A 17,984-nucleotide genomic window follows, 5' to 3' on the forward strand; every position below is an offset into this window, starting at 1 on the left:
CGGCCTACTGTAGCACCCGGCGTAAAAAGTCCAGTACCCGACTCCGCACCTCCGCCACATCAAACATGGGGCCGTAGTGGGGCGCGTCGTGTACTATAATCAGTTCGTTATCCACTAGCCGGACCCTGAGCCAGGCACTCAGGAGCCGCGACTGGGAAGGGTCGACCGATTCATCTTTTTCGCCCTGGACAATCAGGAAGGGCGGGTCGCCGGTATCGACGTAGGTGACCGGACTGGCTGCCGCCGCCAGGTCGGGCCGTTCCATCGGCGCGGCGCCCAGCAAGCGACTTTCGGGGGAATCCGGGTCATCGGCACCGGGGAACATGATCAGGCTGGCCGGCCCGTAAAAGTCAACTACGCCACGGATACGAAAATCGCGGGGGGAACCGTACGGGTAAAAGTCGTCAATGCGCGCGTTGTGGGCCAGTCCGGCAAGAGAAGCCAGGTGCCCGCCCGCAGAGAACCCGATGAGCGCGATGCGCGAAGTATCCAGCCCGTAGTCAGCGGCGTGCTCCGTCAGAAAGCCCAGCGCTCCGTAGCAATCCTGCAATTGGGCGGGAAAGACCGCCTGGGTACTGAAGCGATAATCAATGGACGCTAGCGCGTAACCCTCCGCTACGATGTCATGCACCGTCTGCTGCATGTAGCTCATATCGGCGTACTTGTCGTTGAGCATCCATGCCCCACCGTGGATCCAGACGACCAGCGGCAGCGGCCCGGTAGCGTCCGGGGGCAGGTATAGATCGAGTAGGTGCTTACTGAGCGTATCCCCGGCGTAGTTTAGATCGGCGTGTAATACCGTTCCCTCCGGGAAGTAGGAGTACACGCGGTTCGTCTGCGCGAAAAGCGTGGCGGCGAAGCCCTGAAAGAGAATAAGAATAAGTAGTCGGTTCATGGAGGGGAGCAGCGGTTACTGGTCAAAGACAAGGTACGCCGGTCTTGCCGGGATCGTATTACTGCTTGTCGCCAACGCCCATCCGCACAATGCCATCGACGCTTCGGTCCGGCCGGAACATCCGCTGCCGTGGATCAGTCCATCGCAGCACCTCCGCAAGTCGTTCGGCACGCTCGGATCGAGTTAAGCGTTCTCCTGCGCACCGACGAATTTGCAGCCGTACGATAGCCCCGCCAGCCTGAAGCTCTACATCAGGACCACGGCCTGCTGCCACGGGACAAGCCACGCGAGGGGAAACGGCGGCAGGGCGCGGGTGCAACGGTTCCCATAGGTGCGCACCCGTATGTGGGCATCTAGAGCACTATGATCACCCTGATCTGCGAGGCATCGTGAAGACTCACCGCATTGATACCGTCATGCGCAACATCCGGCAGAGCTTCTTCACCCTGTGGCGCTACGCTTCTGTTCGGTATCGGTGATCGGAAATGCCCTGGGGCTTCGGGCGACGAAGACATACGGTTCCTGAAATCCGGTCGCCGCGCGGGCTGCAATCCGCGCCTATATCCGTGCCCCCATCCCCGGAATACGCGGTGAACTCCAGCAAGCGTAGCTTCCAATGCCCAAAACAGCACCTACGATAGACCGCAGTAGCCTTACCCTTCCCTTCGACCCGTAGCGGATCGATTTATTCACGCGTAATTTTTTTTCCAGCCATCGGGGGAATGTGACCCAAAAACCGGGTTATCGTCAGACGGAAGCGACTGCCGGTCCCGTACTGCGGGGGCGGTAGCTGCCTGCACAAGCTAAAGCGATCGATGATTACCTTCCTCCTGCTTTGTTTCGTCCTCGGCTACGCCTGCATCGCCCTGGAGCACACCATCAAGATCGACAAGGCGGCCACGGCCATCCTGACCGGCGTCGTTTGCTGGACGATCCTGGTCGTCGGGCAGAACACCTTCTTCCCGGGCGGTCCCGAGGAGGGCTTCATCGAGGAAAGCATTCTGGAACATACCGGGGAGATCGCCGAGATCCTCTTCTTCCTTCTGGCCGCCATGACGATCGTCGAGCTCATCGATACCCACGGCGGCTTCGAGATCATCACGTCCCGCATCCAGACCACCGACCGCGTGAAGTTGCTGTGGATATTGAGTTTCGTGACCTTCTTCCTCTCCTCGGTACTCGACAACCTCACCACGACCATCGTAATGGCCACCCTGCTGCGCAAGGTGATCGGCGACAAAGACGACTTGTGGTTCTTCGGGGGCGTGGTCGTGATCGCGGCCAACGCGGGGGGCGCCTGGTCGCCCATTGGCGACGTTACCACCATCATGCTCTGGATCGGCGGGCAGGTCACGGCCGTTAATATCGTCCTGGCCCTTCTCCTGCCGAGTCTCGCCTGTTTGCTGGTACCCCTGGCGGTCCTCTCCGTTACCAAACGGGGTACCGTGGAGCCGCCCGCGGAGGTGGACGACCTCCACGCGCAGGTTGAGGTAGCGCCCAGCGAGTCTTCCCTCGTCCTGTGGCTGGGCGTCGGCGCGCTGCTGTTCGTTCCGGTATTCAAGAGCCTTACCCACCTGCCGCCCTTCATGGGAATGTTGCTGAGCCTCGGTGTGCTGTGGGTCGTCACCGAGCTCCTCCATCGGCACAAGCCGGCAGAAGAGCGCCACTCCCTCTCGGTGGCCCACGTGATCCGGCGGGTAGATACGCCCAGTATCCTCTTTTTCCTGGGCATCCTGCTGGCGGTGGCCAGCCTGCAGACTACGGGACTGCTGAGCCAGTTCGCGGTGGTCCTGAGCGATACCTTTGGCAGCATCTACCTCATCAACATCATCATCGGCCTGGTCTCCTCCATCGTGGACAACGTACCGCTGGTGGCCGGTGCTATGGGGATGTACTCCCTCGATATCTTCCCACCGGACAACGACTTCTGGGAGTTGCTCGCCTACTGCGCGGGGACCGGCGGCAGTGCCCTCATCATCGGCTCGGCCGCCGGGGTGGCCATGATGGGTATCCTGAAGATCGATTTCGTCTGGTACCTCAAGCGCATCAGCTGGCTGGCCTTGCTGGGGTACTTTTCGGGAGTGGGAGTTTACTATTTGACGCACGGATTGTAAGGCCTGTCTACGGTCAACTAGCCACATCGGATGTACCCGACATCGGATGTTGAAAATACGCTCACCATCGCCCGGATTTACGTGACTACATCGGATGTGGGTCCCGCTCAGCGGGCTTCTTCCGGACGGATATTTTTGCAATTCAAAGGCCTAATTGATTGATTACTAATCACTTTACCGGCAACGTGGATGCCAGGTTGATTCCTGGGCAAATAATTATTTGCTCACCTCTGCCTGCACATCGGATGTGGTCCACATCCGATGTGCAGCTCAACCCTCGCCGAGCCCTTCTTCCGGGTCACCCCCGATCCCACAACCCCTTGTGCAGCACTACCTCACGGACTATATTACACGTCGTACCCATATGACCAACGGGCTGACGGAGGGCTTCCTGCGGCCATACTTCCCGCTATGAAGGTTTTCACCTTGCTCCTGCTGTCCTGCATCCTTCTGACCTGCGGCCCTACCGAAGCACCCACCGCGACCGACCTTCCCACCGGGGGAGCTACCGTCAGCGGACGCGTTGCCGGCGGAGCGGGCGAGTACATCACCCTATTCTACGCTTCTCGGCTGCGGGGTAACCTGAACCCGGACGGCTTCCGCACCAAGGGGATGCGCATGGAGCCGGATGGTGCGTTCCACTTTACCGTCGACCAGGTTACGGAAGGCGGCAACTACGCCCTGCGGCTGAAAAATGGCTTCTATCCCCTTATCCTTTCGGCCGGCGATGTGCTGTCCCTCACCCTCGATCCCACCAATCCGGATGCCACCATCATCGCCGCGGGTACCGGCGCCGGCAAGATCAACTTCCAGCGGCTCGATCAGCTGGACCTTGACTACGGCTACATCGTAGCTCCGGATACCCCGGTGGCGTTCGCCGCCCGGGCCGACAGCGTCGTCGCCGCCCACCGCAGAATCCTCGAAACGGTCTACGCCGGAGATGTACAAAGCCCCGTAGTGACCGGCGCAAGCAACCAGGCGGACCTAGAACACCTCATGACGCAAACGCCCCTTAGCCCGGAGGAATACTCCTACCTGGATCAGCTGCTGCGGCTACGCCGCTTTACCTTCACCGAAAGCTGGCTGTCAGGAATGGCCGATGACCCAAAACTGGCAGCCCTGCCCATCGACGGTCAGGCTTTCCCGCCCTTTGATGACGCGGCATCGGTCAGACTGAACCACATCAACGATTTCCGGCTGGCCAACGGTCTCGAGGCCGTGCTGACCCTGGAGCACGTGAAAGACCTCTCCCGCCGCAGCGATACCCCCCTCACCTACGGAGACTGGCGCGAACGCCTGTGGCAGGATAGCGGGGACTGGAACACCAATTTCCTGCGGGAGAATTTTCCTGACAACATTTATACCTCCTACTATAGCGCCCTGGCCGGGTGGATGCTCACCATGGGACAGGATCCCGGCCAATACTACGCCCGTCTCGATCCGGCAGCCGACGGTGCCTTTACCGCTAGGCTACAGCAATTCGAGCACCTGTTGGAGCGGGGAACCCGCCTGGAGCAGGGCCTGGAGGCGGACTCCCTTATCCTCGACCAGCCCGAACTGCGGGCCCTGCTGGACCGCTACGCCGGCCAGGAACTGCTGATCAACTTCTGGTCCGCGGAGTTTGCCGGCTCCTCCATCGTTGACGACATCCCCCTGATGCAGGACTTTCAGGCACGCAACCGGGGAAAGCTCGCGGTCATCAATATATGCGTCGACAGCCTGCGGCACAAAGACCTCTGGGCAGCCCGCATCATAGACAGCGACTGGGACGCCGAACATTACTTCGTGCCGATCGAGGGCAACGACGGCCTGCTCAACGACTTCACCGCCCGCAACCTGGCCACCTTCTGTGAGGGCGGCGCTTCCCAGGCATACATCGACGCCCAGGGAACCATCTTCCAGGAGATCAATGCTCCTTTCTACAAGCTTGCCGACGAGATCGCACGGGAGGTCCATCCGTAACCGCGGTATCATTTCGCTGCAACTCCCCCCCTTTTCTCGATCCCGACATCGGATGTGGGGTACATCCGATGTCGGGGGACCGCCGCGCGCCGCCGCCACCTTAGCCTCCGCTCGCCGAGATAGGTCAGTGACCGCCACGCCCACTCCAGCGGACCCTGCTGGAAATACCTGAGCCACAGCGCGCTCCCGGTCATCTGCACCGCGATCACGGCCACGGCCAGCACCCCGAGCTGGTGGATACGCAGTACGGAAAACAAGCCGAGCCCCCAGTCGAACAGCAAAAAGGTACCGATCACGGACAGCAGCACGTAGTTTGTCAGCGCCATCCGCCCGTACGGAGCGAACATGGTGAGGGCCCGGCGGCCCGCCGCAGTCTGGAACCGGTTAACGAACCAGACGAGCAGCAGCGCGGCGACGGCGACGTTGGTCCAGTCGTAAAAGTTGAGAGCGACCACCGGCAGCCAGCCCGACCAGTCGAAGGGCTGCTCCGCCTGGCTGAACAGCAACAGCATCAGGACCGTACCCACGCTCAGACCCGTCAGGCTGCTCCGCACGATCGCTCGCCGCACTCCCCGCAGGTAGCAGGGCCGCGCAAAAAACCGAAGCCGCCCGAGGAGTAGCCCCACCAGAAAGTAGCCGAAGGTGTAGTAGTACCGGCCGAGCACACCGAGGTAAAGGTTGGCCTTAATGGCCAGTCCGGTAGTGGTATGCCGCCGCGCCAGTTCCCCGAAGCTGCCCTCCTGCAGGAGGGCCGTGTAGGCGCCTACCGAAGCGTGGTCCGCCTCCAGCACCGGTGCGGCGTCAAAGACCGGGGCATCGCCCCAGATCGCGAACGACAGCAGCCGGGGCACGCTGAAGAAGCAGCCGGCCACCAGCACCAGCAGCCACCGCGTACGAAGGCGGTCAGCGAGCAGCAGCAGGGGCGCCAGGGTGGCGTAAATCAGCAGTATATCCCCCCGGTAAATACACTGGTGCAGGAAGCCGATGCCGGCCAGGAGGCAGGCACGCCAGACGTACCGCGCTGCGAAGGATTCCCCGCGTTCGGCGGCCGACTGCCGCATCAGGTAAAAGCTCAGCCCGAACAGGATCGAGAACAAGGCAAAGAACTTGCCGAAACTGCTCCATAACAGTGCGCGAAAGGCAAGGTCTACCCACCCGTGATCGATGCGCGCCAGGGCCTCCGGGGCCAAGAGACCGCCCCCGAACCGCTCCAGGAAGTGCACGAGGCCCACCCCCGCGAGGGCAAATCCCCGCAGGGCGTCGATCGCTTCGATACGTGGTTGCGGCATGCTACGGTAATGCGGAAACGACTGAACGGTTCTCGGACCAGCGTCACCTGGAAGACCCGCGCCGCGCCGGGGCTTCCCCGCCCTATGCCTTGCTTCTCAGCGGGGAAGCCGCTATCTTATACAGGACACACCGGCCGGTCCCACCCACTACGGTACGGACCGGGTATAAACACACTATACAACGCCATGCACGCATCCTACCTGACCTCTCTTCTGCTCTTCTTCGCCGCCGCCTCCACGCTTTCCGCCCAATCGCTCACCGGCCAGTGGACGTATGCCCTGACAACACCCTCGGGTGAAACCCTGCACAACCTGCTCATCGTGAAGGACGACGGCACCATCACCATCGACATGGGCACCGACGGGGAGGTGGACGTGGTCTCCGAGTATACCATCGACGGTAACGAGATCACCGTTCACGCTACCGAGGCGGAAGATCCCTGCTACGATACCCCGGGCGTATACCGATTCACCCGCGAAGGTGATACCGTAACCCTGACGGCCATCGACGACCCCTGTGAAGCCCGCAACCAGGGCGCCCCGACAACCATGACGTTGGTGGAGTAGCCAGGGCTCTAGGCTTGCGCCCGATGGGCAGCAAGGCGTATTTTCGATTCCTAAACGACAGCGTATGAATCCGAAAGTAGATCGGTTCCTGGACCGACAGCAAGATTGGCGGGAAGAGATGCTGCTCCTGCGTTCGCTGCTGCTCGATTGCGGGCTGGATGAGACCATCAAATGGGGCAAACCCTGCTACACCTACGCGGGCGGCAACGTCGCCATCCTGCAGGGCTTTAAGCGGTATGGTGCCCTGCTCTTCTTCAAGGGGGTCCTTATGAAGGATCAGAACGGCATTCTCACCCGACCGGGAGAGAATAGCCGCGTCGGACGGCAATTCCGCTTCGAACAGCCCACGGACATTACCAACCTGGAACCGGAACTGAGGGACTACATCCGGCAAGCCATCGAACTGGAACGGGCGGGGACGCAGGTGCCGGGGATAGCGGATGAGGAGCTAACCCTTCCGGATGAGGTCCGCGAAGTCTTTGCCAATGACCCCGAGCTGCAGGCCGGCTTCGAGGCGCTCACGGCCGGGCGGCAACGGGGCTACCGTCAGTATTTCTCCTCGGCCAAGCAGGCAAAGACCCGTACGGCCCGGGTGGAGAAATGCCGGGAACGGATCCTGTCCGGCCGGGGGTACAACGAGCGGTAGGCGCACATCCGATGTGCATTCCGCTACTGCTTCGCCACCCTGCTTTGGTGGATCACCTTGCCCTCCCGTCGTAGCGTTAGCCAGTACAGGCCCGGCACGCACCGCTCCATGTCCAGCCGGTGCGGAATCTTACCGCCCCCCTCCAGCGGGCCCGTCAGAACGACCTGCCCCCGGGCATCCGTCAGCGTGAAGGTGGCCGTACCGGCCACCGCCCCGTCGTACGTCAGCGTCAGGGCCGTCCGGACGGGGTTGGGGTGGATAGAAAACGACTCGGGTGCGGTGGATCGGACGGTGACTATTCCGGAGTAGATCGCTCCGCCGTCGAAATCCACCTGTCGGAGCCGGTAATACACAACGCCCGTCCCCGGGGCATCGTCCGCATACGTGTACGCGAGTAGGTTGCGACTGTCTCCGGCCCCCGCCACGAAGCCGATAGGCCGGAAGAAATTGCCGTCGGCGGAGCGCTCGACCTCGAACCCCCGGTTGTTGGTCTCGCTGGCCGTCGTCCACCGCAACGCTACCCTACCGTTCACTTGCTCGGCCCGGAACGAAAGAAGCGCCGTAGGCAGCACGGCGGCGGCGCTCACTACTGCGGCCACCGTGACCGGGTCGGAAGTGCAGGTGCCGTTGGAGGACGTGACGGTATAATCACCAGCGTTATCGAGGGTAGCGTCGGGGATGGTCGGGTTCTGTTCGGTTGAGGTGAAGCCGGCGGGGCCCGTCCACGAGTAGCTAACGCCTTCGCGGTAGTTGGCCTTCAGCTCGATCGTCTCTCCGGCACTTACCGGCCGCACGCTGGCACCGTACAGGCTCGTCAGGTCATCCGCGGTGATCTCGGTGGAGTAGTAAATGTTGATATCGTCCAGTGCTCCCTGGAAATGGTGGCTGGTGGGCTGATCCGGCCATCCCGCGAGGTTATCGTAGCCGATCCGCCAGTAGCCGGGGACCGTATACTTTTCCCCTTCCGTCACGGTTGCATCGCTTGCCTGTAATACCCCGTCGATGTATAATCTGATCCCGCTCGGCGACAGGATGGCCACGGCGTTGTGCCAGGCCCCGTCGTTGTAGGAATCATCCGTCGCAATGATCCGGTGGGTATCGATGAAGATGCCGAAGACGACGCGCCCGTCGTTGGTCATGTAGATGTGCCTGTCGTACTGTCCGCTCGCCTGGTACTGATTCGTGCCCAGCCCCAGCATTTTCCCCCCCTGGGTGGTGGTAGTGTTGAACCACACACTCAGCGAGAAAATATTCGTACCCTCAATGTCGGTGGGAAACGAGGTACTGGTGGTGATGAAGTCGTCCACCCCGTCAAAGTTGTAAGCACTGTTGGCCTTACCAAAACGGTCCGCCGTCAGCGTAGCGCCGTTGACGATACCGGTATTGCCCTTACCGGTCGCGTCCGTCGCGTTGCCGTGGAAGGGGTAGGAACTCGTCAGCCCTGTGGTGTTGGCCTGCGCCAGCTTGTTGGAGCTGGCCGTCACCGGGGCCCGCTGGCTTTCTTGCTGTTGCGGACTCACGGCGGCCACGTAGTAGGTCCGGGTGACGTCAACCGGGGGCGTGGTATACTCCGCTGCGGTTTCGCTGGCGATCGGCGTACCCCCCATGGGGACGGTGTACCACCGGTACGTGCCGCCGTCCGGGGTTCCCGCGGCGGATAAGGTCACCGGTTCTCCGCAGCTGTACGCGCCGGTGGTGGCCGGCACCACGTAGACGTGGACGGTGGAAGAAACGGTCACGGATTCGTCCTGGTGATAAATACGGGCGTGCAACTCGTAGTTCCCGGCGGGAAGGTCCGTCACCGCTACGGTATAGTCGAAGGGGGCGGCGGTGCGGGTATCCACCACGCCGTCGTCAACCAATAATTCAATGCGTGACACGTCGTTACCGGCGGCCGAGCCCGTTATTTCCACGTCCAGCGTACCCGGTGCGGTGTACGTCGACCCAGCGACGGGGGCCGTGATCACGTTGGCCCCCTGGGAGCCGTACACTTCGAACTCGTACAGGGAGTACCCGAAGGAATTCGACGCCCGGGTGGTACCGTACATCCTTACGTAGCGGCCCGAGCCGGTCAGGTGGTTCAGGTCATTCACCAGGTTGTTCCCCAGCCCGGAATTATTCGTCCCGCTGGCGATCGTGGTCCAGTCCACAGCATTGTTTGACAGGTCGATGCGGTAGTTGCCCGCGTAGGCTCTTTCCCAGGTAAGTTTCACCCGGTCGATGGTGTATTCTTCCCCCAGGTCGACGTATATCCATTGCGGATCCACGTCGTGTACACTTTCCCACCGGGTAGCAGGATTACCGTCAAAAGCGAAGGCGGCCGGCTTTTCGCTACTGGATGCGGTGGCCGGCGCATTGAGCGCAACGTTTACCGCATTGACCGATATCCTGACCGGCGTGGAAACGGTCAGCAAGCCGTCGCTATCGGTAGCCCGGGCGGTAAGCGTGTGCGTTCCGGCGGGGGCATCCGGCCAGGTGTAGGAAAAGGGAGCGGTAGTTGTTGAACCCAGATAAGCGTCGCCGCTGTAAAAATCTACCTTGGTGATCGTCTTACCGTCCTTTGCCGTGGCACTGGCGGTCAACGTGATGGTGTCGGGGAGGGTCACGACGGTCCCGCTGGCCGGTGCGGTAAGGCTTACGTCGGGGGCGCTCGCGTCGCCGTACACCTCGAATTCCCACAGCGAATAGCCGAATTCCGTGCCGCGGGCGGTTCCGTACATCCTGACGTATCGTCCTTCGCCGGTCAGGCCGGTGAGGTCATTGTCCAGGGCGGTGTTGCCGGTAACCGTCTGGATGGTTTGCCAGGTACCGGCGTCGTCCGATACCTGGATTTGGTAGTCTTTTCCATAGGCGCCCTCCCACGCCAGCCTGACCCGGCTGATCCTCTGTGTCGCGCCGAGGTCTACCTGTATCCACTGGGGATCTACCTTGACCACGCTCTCCCAGCGGGTGTCGGATGGGTTCCCGTCGACTGCGAGGGCGGCAAGGTTACCGTTTATCTCGGAGGAGGCCAGGATCTCGCGATTAAGGGCTAGGTTTGCGGTTCCCTGGGCAGTGGCCACGGAAGTATAGGGTAAAAGCGCTACCACCAGAATGCATATTACCTGACGGTACTGACCTGCGAACAGGCCCCTGATGAGATTACTCATTGGTTTAGGTTCAGACGACAACTGATCGATTCCAACCAAATAATTGGAATGATTGGGTTAACGGTGTCCGTCCTCTAAATATTGACTTGGCCTGCATTTGAAAATGCAGGACATCCGATGTGCGGGCGGGGTCGCGGGTGCCGGGTCTGTCCAGTAAGGAGCCACGCCTACCGGGAGTAGAACCAGCAATCATTCGCCCTGGGAAGCGGCCAATCATCTCTCCGGCCTTACCTTGATCGGGTGAGACGAATTATTCCCAGCCCCCTCGGCCCCATCGAGCTGCGGGCCACCGACCGGGGCCTGAGCCACGCTACCTTTCTGGATGAACCACCATCGCACGAGCAGGCCTGGGACCCGGATACGCCCGCCGGTGGTCACCTGGCCCTGGCCGCGGAAGAGTTCAACTCCTACTTCGCCGGCAACCGCGCGCCATTTACCGTGCCTCTCGATCCCGGGGGGACCGACTTCCAGCGGGCCGTATGGACAAAGCTCCGGGCCGTACCCCGCGGGTATACCACTACGTATGGCGAGCTGGCCCGGGCTGTCGGTAACCCCAACGGCAGCCAGGCGGTGGGGGCGGCCAACGGGCAAAACCCGCTCGCCGTGATCGTTCCGTGTCACCGCGTGGTGGGCACCGACGGAAAACTTACCGGCTACGCGGGAGGTATCGAACGGAAAACCTGGCTGCTGCGGCACGAGTCAGCTGCCCTGTTCTGACCGTCAGCCTTTTCCCCGCGACCGATTTGCGCCCCGGAACGGCATATCGGCGTCACCGGCGTGTCAATTTAGTATCGTTTTGTGATTTTCCCCGCACCCGCGCGCCGCCGCCGCCCCTTTCCAAAGCGAAATATTCATACGCTACGGGAAGAAAAATGACCGGTTCGGGTATGCCGGTCCGCTTTTCCACTATAAAATTCGCTTTGGCATTTGGTCACCGGGCCGGGCAATAGTAATACTGCCGCACCCGCGAAGCATTTATCCACCCCTTCCCGCGAAATACATTTGCTGTCACTAGCCGCCGGCTTCGCATGACGCTTCTGTACCTGATCCTTGCCCTCCTTTCGGGCCTCGCACCGCGGGGAATGGATACGGTATCCCAGACCACGGCCGGCGAAGTTTCCTATTCAGCCCGGCTCGCGGATGACGACCACGCGGTGATGTACCAGGCTCCCCACGGTCAATCGCACCTCCCCGAATCCCCCGCCGAGCGGGAAGAAGAGGAAGTTCGCGAATTCAAGGGATACGACGCGCATTCCCCCGCCGTGCTGCGGACCTGCCTGTCGTTTTTGGCTGCCTTCCTGGAGCCGAGCCCCTGCCTGGCGAGTCCGCCGCAGGTGCTGCGCAAGCCCATAGTAGAGCCCGTCGTGGCTACCTCCCGTACTATCCTGCACCAGGTTTTTGTGATCTGACCGCCACCCTTCAGTCGGTTCGGTAACTGATCTCCAGTCGCCGCACGCCTCCTTTCTCCGGAGCGTTTCAACCGGTCATTTCCCCTCCCCTGCTTTTCTGACGCGTCACCCCGCAGGTGACTTCCGTCTCCGCATCCGGCTCCGCCGGCACTCTACCTCTTTTCCGTTTACCATCAACTAAACTCAAGAATGAGCAAATTAGCCGTTCTCCTTTCGCTCGTGCTCATCCTCGCCGGCAGTTGCCAACACGAGGAAGCCGAACACCACGAAGTGACCCCAAAACTGGAGGTCACCACCCCCCTCATCCAGGACGTCACCGTGACCCGCGAATACGTGGGTCAAGTCCACGCCAGCCGCCACATTGAGCTGCGGGCGCTGGAGCGGGGCTACCTGCAGTCGATCTACGTCGACGAGGGCCAGTCCGTCCGCAAGGGCCAGAAGATGTTCAAGATCCTGCCCAACATCTACGAGGCCGAGCTGCAGATCAAAAAGGCCGAAGCCGAACTCGCCGGTATCGAGTATAAAAACACCAAGCTGCTCGCCGACGAGAAGGTCGTAGCCCCCAACGAACTGGCAATGGCCAAGGCACACGTCGACCGCGCCAACGCCGAGGTAACCCTGGCTGAAGCCCACCTCGACTTCACCAATATCCGGGCACCCTACGACGGCATCATGGACCACCTGGAAGCCCGCGAGGGCAGCCTGCTGGAAGAGGGCGAACTGCTCACCACGCTGTCCGACAACAGCAAGATGTGGATCTACTTCAGCGTCCCCGAAGCCGAGTACCTCGATTACGTGGCCAACACCGACAAGCCCAAGCAACAGCACGTGCGCCTGCGCATGGCCAACGGGCAGGATTTCGGACAGGACGGCGTAGTCGAGGCCATTGAAGGCGAATTCGACCACGAAACCGGCAACATCGAATTCCGGGCCACCTTCCCCAACCCCGGCAAGGTGCTGCGCCACGGCGAAACCGGCAGCGTACTGCTGCCGATCCCCTACGAGCATGCGCTGGTCATCCCCCAGAAGGCCACCTTCGAGATCCTGGACAAGAAGTACGTCTACGTGGTCACCAAGGACAACAAACTGGAGCAGCGGCCGGTGGTCATCGCCGAGGAGCTGCCGCACGTCTACGTCGTCCGTGACGGACTCCAGCCCGACGACCGCATCCTAATCGAGGGACTGCGCAAGGTGCGCAACGGCGACACGATCGAGGTCGACTACCAGGCCCCGGAGCGGGCCATGTCCCAACTCGCGCTCAGTGTAGACTAGTCGCCTAACCCCAAAAGAACCGTCCCATGTTCCAGAATTTCATCCGGCGGCCCGTCCTCGCGATCGTGGTCTCCCTCTTTATCGTGCTGATCGGCGTACTGGCGATATTCTCGCTGCCGATCTCCCAATTTCCCGAGATCGCCCCGCCGCGGGTGATCGTCACCGTAGCCTACCCCGGCGCCAGCGCCGACGTACTGGTACAGTCTACCCTCATCCCCCTCGAACGCGCCATCAACGGGGTGCAGGGCATGAAGTACATCGCCTCCGACGCCACCAGCGCGGGCGAGGCGACCATCCAGGTCATCTTCGAGCTCGGCACCGACCCCAACCAGGCGGTCGTCAACGTCAAGAACCGCGTCGACCAGGCTATCAACCGCCTGCCCCCCCTGGTACAGCTGGAGGGCGTGGTCGTCTCGCGCGTCCAGCCCAGTATGCTGATGTACGTGAACCTTTACAGCCGCGACACCGCCGCCGACGAGAAGTTCCTCTACAACTACGCCAACATCAACGTCATCCCCGAGATCCAGCGCATCGACGGCATCGCCAGCGCCCAGATCCTCGGTAGCCAGACCTACGCCATGCGCATCTGGCTGAAGCCCGACCGCATGCGGGCCTACGAGGTATCCAGTGAGGAGGTGATGGAGGCCATCGACGAACAAAGCGTGATCGGCCGCCCCGGCCGCCTCGGTCGCAGCTCGGGCATCGCCGCCCAGAGCCTGGAATACACCCTGGTGTACGAAGGCCGCTACAACCAGGTAGACCAGTACAAGGACATCATCGTCCGCGCCAACCCCGACGGGCAGGTGCTGCGGCTGCGCGACGTGGCCGACGTGGAACTTGGCAGCGAATTCCAGGATATCTACTCCAATAAGGACGGCTTCCCCTCGGCGGCCATCGTGCTGAAGCAGAACTACGGCACCAACGCTTCCGACGTAATTGCGAACGTGAAGGAGCAGATGGCCGACCTGCAGCAGGCCTTTCCGAGCGGTATGGAGTATGAGATCAACTACGACGTCTCCACCTTCCTCGACGCCTCGATCGAGAAAGTACTGCACACCCTGGGCGAGGCCTTCGTGCTGGTGGCTTTGGTAGTGTTCATCTTCCTCGGCGATTGGCGGTCGACGCTCATTCCTACCCTGGCCGTGCCGATCTCGCTGATCGGTACCTTCTTCGTGATGCAGATCTTCGGACTGAGCATCAACCTGATCACTCTCTTCGCGCTGGTGCTTGCTATCGGTATCGTGGTCGACAACGCCATCGTGGTGGTGGAGGCCGTCCACGTCAAGATGGAAGAGAAGAACCTGCAGCCCTATGCGGCGACCCGCGAGGTACTCGGCGAGATCGGCGGGGCTATCGTGGCCATCACGCTGATGATGACCTCGGTGTTCGTCCCGGTGGCCTTCATGAGCGGTCCGGTGGGCGTTTTCTACCGGCAGTTCGCGATCACCATGGCGTCTTCCATCGTCATTTCCGGCATCGTGGCCCTGACCCTCACGCCGGTGCTGTGCGCCATGATCCTCAAGAACAACCACGGCAAGGAGCGCGGCCGCAACCCCATCAACTACCTCATCGACGGCTTCAACCGGTGGTTCGAGCGGCTGACCGGCCGCTACGTGCGGGTACTGAACGGCATCGTCGCCCGCCGCTTCGTCACCCTGCTGCTGCTGGGGGCGGGCATCGTGGGCATCGTGCTGGTCAACCAGGTCCTGCCCGGTGGCTTCATCCCCGGCGAGGACCAGGGGATGGTCTACGCCATCATCCAGACGCCTCCGGGCAGCACGCTCGAGGCCACCAACAAGGTGTCGCGGGAGCTGCAGAAGATTGCCGAGGAGATCGATGGCGTACAGTCCGTGTCCTCGCTGGCCGGTTACGAGATCCTCACCGAGGGCCGGGGCTCCAACGCCGGTACCTGTATCATCAACCTGAAGCCCTGGGACGAACGGAAGCACTCCGTCCGCGAGGTCATCGAGGAACTGGAGGAGGAAACGCGCGACTTCGGCGCGATCATCGAGTTCTTCGAGCCGCCCGCCGTACCGGGCTACGGTGCCGCCGGCGGCCTGGCGCTGCGCCTGCTCGACAAGACCAACGGTACCGACTACCAGGAATTCGACCGGGTGAACCAGGAGTTTATGGATGCCCTCCGGGAGCGCAAGGAGCTCAAGGGCCTCTTCACCTTCTACGCGGCCAACTACCCGCAGTACGAACTGAAGATCGATAACAAGCTGGCCATGCAGAAGGGCGTATCCATCGGCGCGGCCATGGAGAACCTGAACATCCTCATCGGCAGTACCTACGAGCAGGGCTTCATCCGCTTCAATAATTTCTTCAAGGTGTACACCCAGGCCGGCCCCGAGTACCGCCGCTTTCCGAGTGACATCCTGAACTACTACGTCAAGAACGAGGAGGGACAGATGGTCCCCTACTCCGCCTTTATGAAGCTGGTCAAGCAGCAGGGCCCCAACGAGATCACCCGCTACAACCTCTACAACTCGGCTACCATCCGCGGCGAACCCGCGCCGGGCTACACCTCCAACGACGCCATCAAGGTGGTACAGGAGGTCGCCAAGGCCACGCTGCCGCAGGGCTACGACATCGCCTGGGAGGGCCTGAGCTACGACGAGGCGCGGCGCGGTAACGAGTCGCTGGTCATCTTCGGCCTCGTGGTCATCTTCGTCTACATGGTGCTGGCCGCCCAGTACGAGAGCTTTCTGCTGCCCTTCGTGGTGCTGCTGTCGCTGCCCGTGGGCATCTTCGGTTCCTTCCTCCTCCTCAAGGTCATGGGCCTGGCCAACGACATCTTCGCCCAGGTGGGACTCGTCATGCTGGTCGGCCTGCTCGGCAAGAACGCGGTACTGATCGTGGAATTCGCGGTGCAGCAGCACCAGAAGGGGATGTCGGTCTTCGACGCCGCCGTCTCGGGGGCCAAGATGCGCTTCCGCCCCATCCTCATGACCTCCTTTGCCTTCGTGGCCGGCCTTATTCCGCTGGTCCTGGCCACCGGTGCCGGCGCCGTCGGCAACCGCACCATCGGCACCTCCGCCCTCGGCGGCATGCTGTTCGGTACCCTGTTCGGGGTGCTCCTGATCCCTGGTCTCTACTACCTCTTCGGCAAGCTTGGCGAAGGAAAGCAACTGATCCAGGGCGAAGATTTCGATCCGTTAACCGAAGAATACCCCTACAATGATACCGACCTCATCTAAGCACCCCCTCCTCCTGGCGGGAATGCTCCTGCTACTGCTCAGCGCCTGCTCTATTCCGCAGGTGGCCACGCGTACACCGACGGTCGCCGTTCCGGACGCCTTCCCGCTGGCGCCCGCGCGCCAGGATACGGCGCAGGCCGTCGCCGGCCACAGCTGGGACGACTACTTCACCGATCCCTTCCTCGTTTCCCTCATCGATACCGCCCTGGCCAACAACCGGGAGATAAACATCCTGGCCCAGCGCATCAGCGTGGCCCGCAACGAGATCCAGGCCCGTCAGGGTGAGTACCTGCCCTTCGTCGACGCCGGGGTCGGCGCGGACGTGGAAAAGGTCGGACGCTACACCCGTAACGGGGCCCTGGAGGAAAGCCTCGACATCCGCGAGGACCGCAACTTCCCGGAGTTCCTGACCAACCTCCAGGTTGGCCTCTACGCCAGCTGGGAGCTCGATATCTGGAACAAGCTGCACAATGCCGCCAAGGCTTCCGTCCTGGAGTACCTCGCCACGCGTGAGGGCCGCAACTTCGTCGTGACCAACCTGGTGGCCGAGGTGGCCAACTCCTACTACGAACTGATCGCCCTCGACAACAAGCTTGTCAACCTCCGTAACAACATCGCCCTACAGGAGGACGCCCTCCGCGTCGTGGGGCTGATGCAGCAGGCGGGCCGCGCCAACTCGCTTGGCGTGAAGCGCTTCGAGGCGGAAATCCAGAAGAACGCCGGGGAAACCTTCGCCATCGAGCAGGAGATCACCGCCGTGGAGAACCGGATCAACTTTCTGCTGGGGCGCACGCCCCAGCCGATCGCCCGTCGGTCCGAGGGCTTCCTGGAGCGGGAGCCTGCCTACGTGGAGACCGGGGTCCCCTCCCAGCTGCTGCGCAACCGCCCCGACATCCGGCAGGCGGAGTTCGAGCTGGCCGCGGCCGACCTGAATATCCAGGTGGCCCGGGCCAACTTCCTGCCTTCCTTCGGCATCCGCGCGGGACTGGGACTGCAGTCCTTTAATCCCAGGTACCTGGTGCAGCTGCCCGAGTCCTTACTCCTCTCGCTGGCCGGCGACGCCATGGCCCCCCTGATCAATCGGCGGGCCATCGAGGCCGATTACCAGAGTTCGGGTGCCCGGCAGATTGAGGCCGTGTTCGAGTACGAGCAGTCGATCCTGAAAGCGTACCGCGAGGTAGCTACGGAGGTGTCCAACATCGAACAGCTCGCCAATACCTACCGCCGCAAGGAGGAGCAGGTGGCGGCGCTGGACGAGTCGATCCGCATCGCCAACCAGCTCTTCCAGTCCACCCGGGCGGAATACCTGGAGGTACTGCTTACCCAGCGGGAAGCCCTGGAGGCCCGGCAGGAACTTATCCAGACCAAGCAAGATCAATTGGCCGCCACCGTAAACCTGTACCAGGCCCTCGGCGGCGGATGGAAATAATGGAGTGAGAACAGTTTAGTTGATTGGGCCCCTTCCCTGGGCAGCACGACCT

12 protein-coding genes are annotated in these 17,984 nt (G+C 61.9%); 9 read left to right on the top strand and 3 right to left on the bottom strand.

The genetic code is table 11. The features are described from left to right. Positions 1-4 precede the first annotated feature (4 nt). Positions 5-895: an alpha/beta hydrolase gene (locus DQG19_RS11295; protein WP_116126355.1), complete on the bottom strand. Its 891-nt coding sequence runs from the start codon at positions 893-895 to the stop codon at positions 5-7. An 815-nt stretch (positions 896-1,710) separates the two neighbouring features. Here DQG19_RS11295 and nhaD point away from each other — a divergent pair. Both nhaD and DQG19_RS11305 read left to right on the top strand, forming a co-directional pair. Next, on the top strand, positions 1,711-3,009 hold the full coding sequence (gene nhaD, locus DQG19_RS11300) for a sodium:proton antiporter NhaD (RefSeq protein ID WP_116126356.1): 1,299 nt from the start codon (positions 1,711-1,713) through the stop codon (positions 3,007-3,009). Between the two features lie 411 nt (positions 3,010-3,420). Further along, positions 3,421-4,971: a hypothetical protein gene (locus tag DQG19_RS11305; RefSeq protein ID WP_116126357.1), complete on the top strand. Its 1,551-nt coding sequence runs from the start codon at positions 3,421-3,423 to the stop codon at positions 4,969-4,971. Between the two features lie 8 nt (positions 4,972-4,979). Here the strand turns inward: DQG19_RS11305 and DQG19_RS11310 are convergent, their stop codons facing one another. Continuing rightward, complete coding sequence (locus tag DQG19_RS11310; RefSeq protein ID WP_116126358.1) at positions 4,980-6,260, bottom strand: DUF418 domain-containing protein; 1,281 nt, start codon at positions 6,258-6,260, stop codon at positions 4,980-4,982. 186 nt (positions 6,261-6,446) lie between these two features. Between DQG19_RS11310 and DQG19_RS11315 the strand changes: the two genes are divergently transcribed. Together DQG19_RS11315 and DQG19_RS11320 are read left to right on the top strand one after the other, a co-directional pair. Continuing rightward, a complete protein-coding gene (locus DQG19_RS11315; RefSeq protein ID WP_116126359.1) occupies positions 6,447-6,827 on the top strand; it encodes a hypothetical protein in 381 nt (126 codons plus the stop codon). A 64-nt stretch (positions 6,828-6,891) separates the two neighbouring features. Further along, complete coding sequence (locus tag DQG19_RS11320; RefSeq protein WP_116126360.1) at positions 6,892-7,473, top strand: YdeI/OmpD-associated family protein; 582 nt, start codon at positions 6,892-6,894, stop codon at positions 7,471-7,473. A gap of 23 nt (positions 7,474-7,496) precedes the next feature. Here the strand turns inward: DQG19_RS11320 and DQG19_RS11325 are convergent, their stop codons facing one another. Beyond that, positions 7,497-10,622, bottom strand: a complete 3,126-nt coding sequence (locus tag DQG19_RS11325; RefSeq protein WP_116126361.1) for a discoidin domain-containing protein — start codon at positions 10,620-10,622, stop codon at positions 7,497-7,499. 240 nt (positions 10,623-10,862) lie between these two features. Here DQG19_RS11325 and DQG19_RS11330 point away from each other — a divergent pair, with 240 nt between their 5' ends. The 5 genes from DQG19_RS11330 (at position 10,863) to DQG19_RS11350 (ending at position 17,932) form a co-directional block, all read left to right on the top strand. Continuing rightward, the gene (locus tag DQG19_RS11330) at positions 10,863-11,339 is read left to right on the top strand and encodes a methylated-DNA--[protein]-cysteine S-methyltransferase (protein ID WP_116126362.1); all 477 of its coding nucleotides are present in this window, start codon (positions 10,863-10,865) and stop codon (positions 11,337-11,339) included. Positions 11,340-11,650: 311 nt separating this feature from the next. Continuing rightward, positions 11,651-12,031, top strand: a complete 381-nt coding sequence (locus tag DQG19_RS11335) for a hypothetical protein (protein WP_116126363.1) — start codon at positions 11,651-11,653, stop codon at positions 12,029-12,031. A 189-nt stretch (positions 12,032-12,220) separates the two neighbouring features. Continuing rightward, entirely contained in the window at positions 12,221-13,303 is a 1,083-nt protein-coding gene (locus tag DQG19_RS11340; protein WP_116126364.1) for an efflux RND transporter periplasmic adaptor subunit, read from the top strand. A gap of 26 nt (positions 13,304-13,329) precedes the next feature. Further along, positions 13,330-16,503, top strand: coding sequence for an efflux RND transporter permease subunit (locus tag DQG19_RS11345; protein WP_116126365.1), 3,174 nt, complete (start codon positions 13,330-13,332; stop codon positions 16,501-16,503). After that, on the top strand, positions 16,484-17,932 hold the full coding sequence (locus DQG19_RS11350; protein WP_116126366.1) for an efflux transporter outer membrane subunit: 1,449 nt from the start codon (positions 16,484-16,486) through the stop codon (positions 17,930-17,932). The genes DQG19_RS11345 and DQG19_RS11350 overlap by 20 nt, the downstream gene beginning before the upstream one ends. Positions 17,933-17,984 lie beyond the last annotated feature (52 nt).

Origin of the sequence: Lewinella sp. IMCC34183 (assembly GCF_003390915.1) — a bacterium.
Classification (GTDB): domain Bacteria; phylum Bacteroidota; class Bacteroidia; order Chitinophagales; family Saprospiraceae; genus Neolewinella.

Bases quoted from the DNA above. Each gene is read 5' to 3' on its own strand.
- DQG19_RS11295 (WP_116126355.1), bottom strand. From the start codon at position 895: ATGAACCGACTACTTATTCTTATTCTCTTTCAGGGCTTCGCCGCCACG.
- nhaD (WP_116126356.1), top strand. From the start codon at position 1,711: ATGATTACCTTCCTCCTGCTTTGTTTCGTCCTCGGCTACGCCTGCATC.
- DQG19_RS11305 (WP_116126357.1), top strand. From the start codon at position 3,421: ATGAAGGTTTTCACCTTGCTCCTGCTGTCCTGCATCCTTCTGACCTGC.
- DQG19_RS11310 (WP_116126358.1), bottom strand. From the start codon at position 6,260: ATGCCGCAACCACGTATCGAAGCGATCGACGCCCTGCGGGGATTTGCC.
- DQG19_RS11315 (WP_116126359.1), top strand. From the start codon at position 6,447: ATGCACGCATCCTACCTGACCTCTCTTCTGCTCTTCTTCGCCGCCGCC.
- DQG19_RS11320 (WP_116126360.1), top strand. From the start codon at position 6,892: ATGAATCCGAAAGTAGATCGGTTCCTGGACCGACAGCAAGATTGGCGG.
- DQG19_RS11325 (WP_116126361.1), bottom strand. From the start codon at position 10,622: ATGAGTAATCTCATCAGGGGCCTGTTCGCAGGTCAGTACCGTCAGGTA.
- DQG19_RS11335 (WP_116126363.1), top strand. From the start codon at position 11,651: ATGACGCTTCTGTACCTGATCCTTGCCCTCCTTTCGGGCCTCGCACCG.
- DQG19_RS11340 (WP_116126364.1), top strand. From the start codon at position 12,221: ATGAGCAAATTAGCCGTTCTCCTTTCGCTCGTGCTCATCCTCGCCGGC.
- DQG19_RS11345 (WP_116126365.1), top strand. From the start codon at position 13,330: ATGTTCCAGAATTTCATCCGGCGGCCCGTCCTCGCGATCGTGGTCTCC.
- DQG19_RS11350 (WP_116126366.1), top strand. From the start codon at position 16,484: ATGATACCGACCTCATCTAAGCACCCCCTCCTCCTGGCGGGAATGCTC.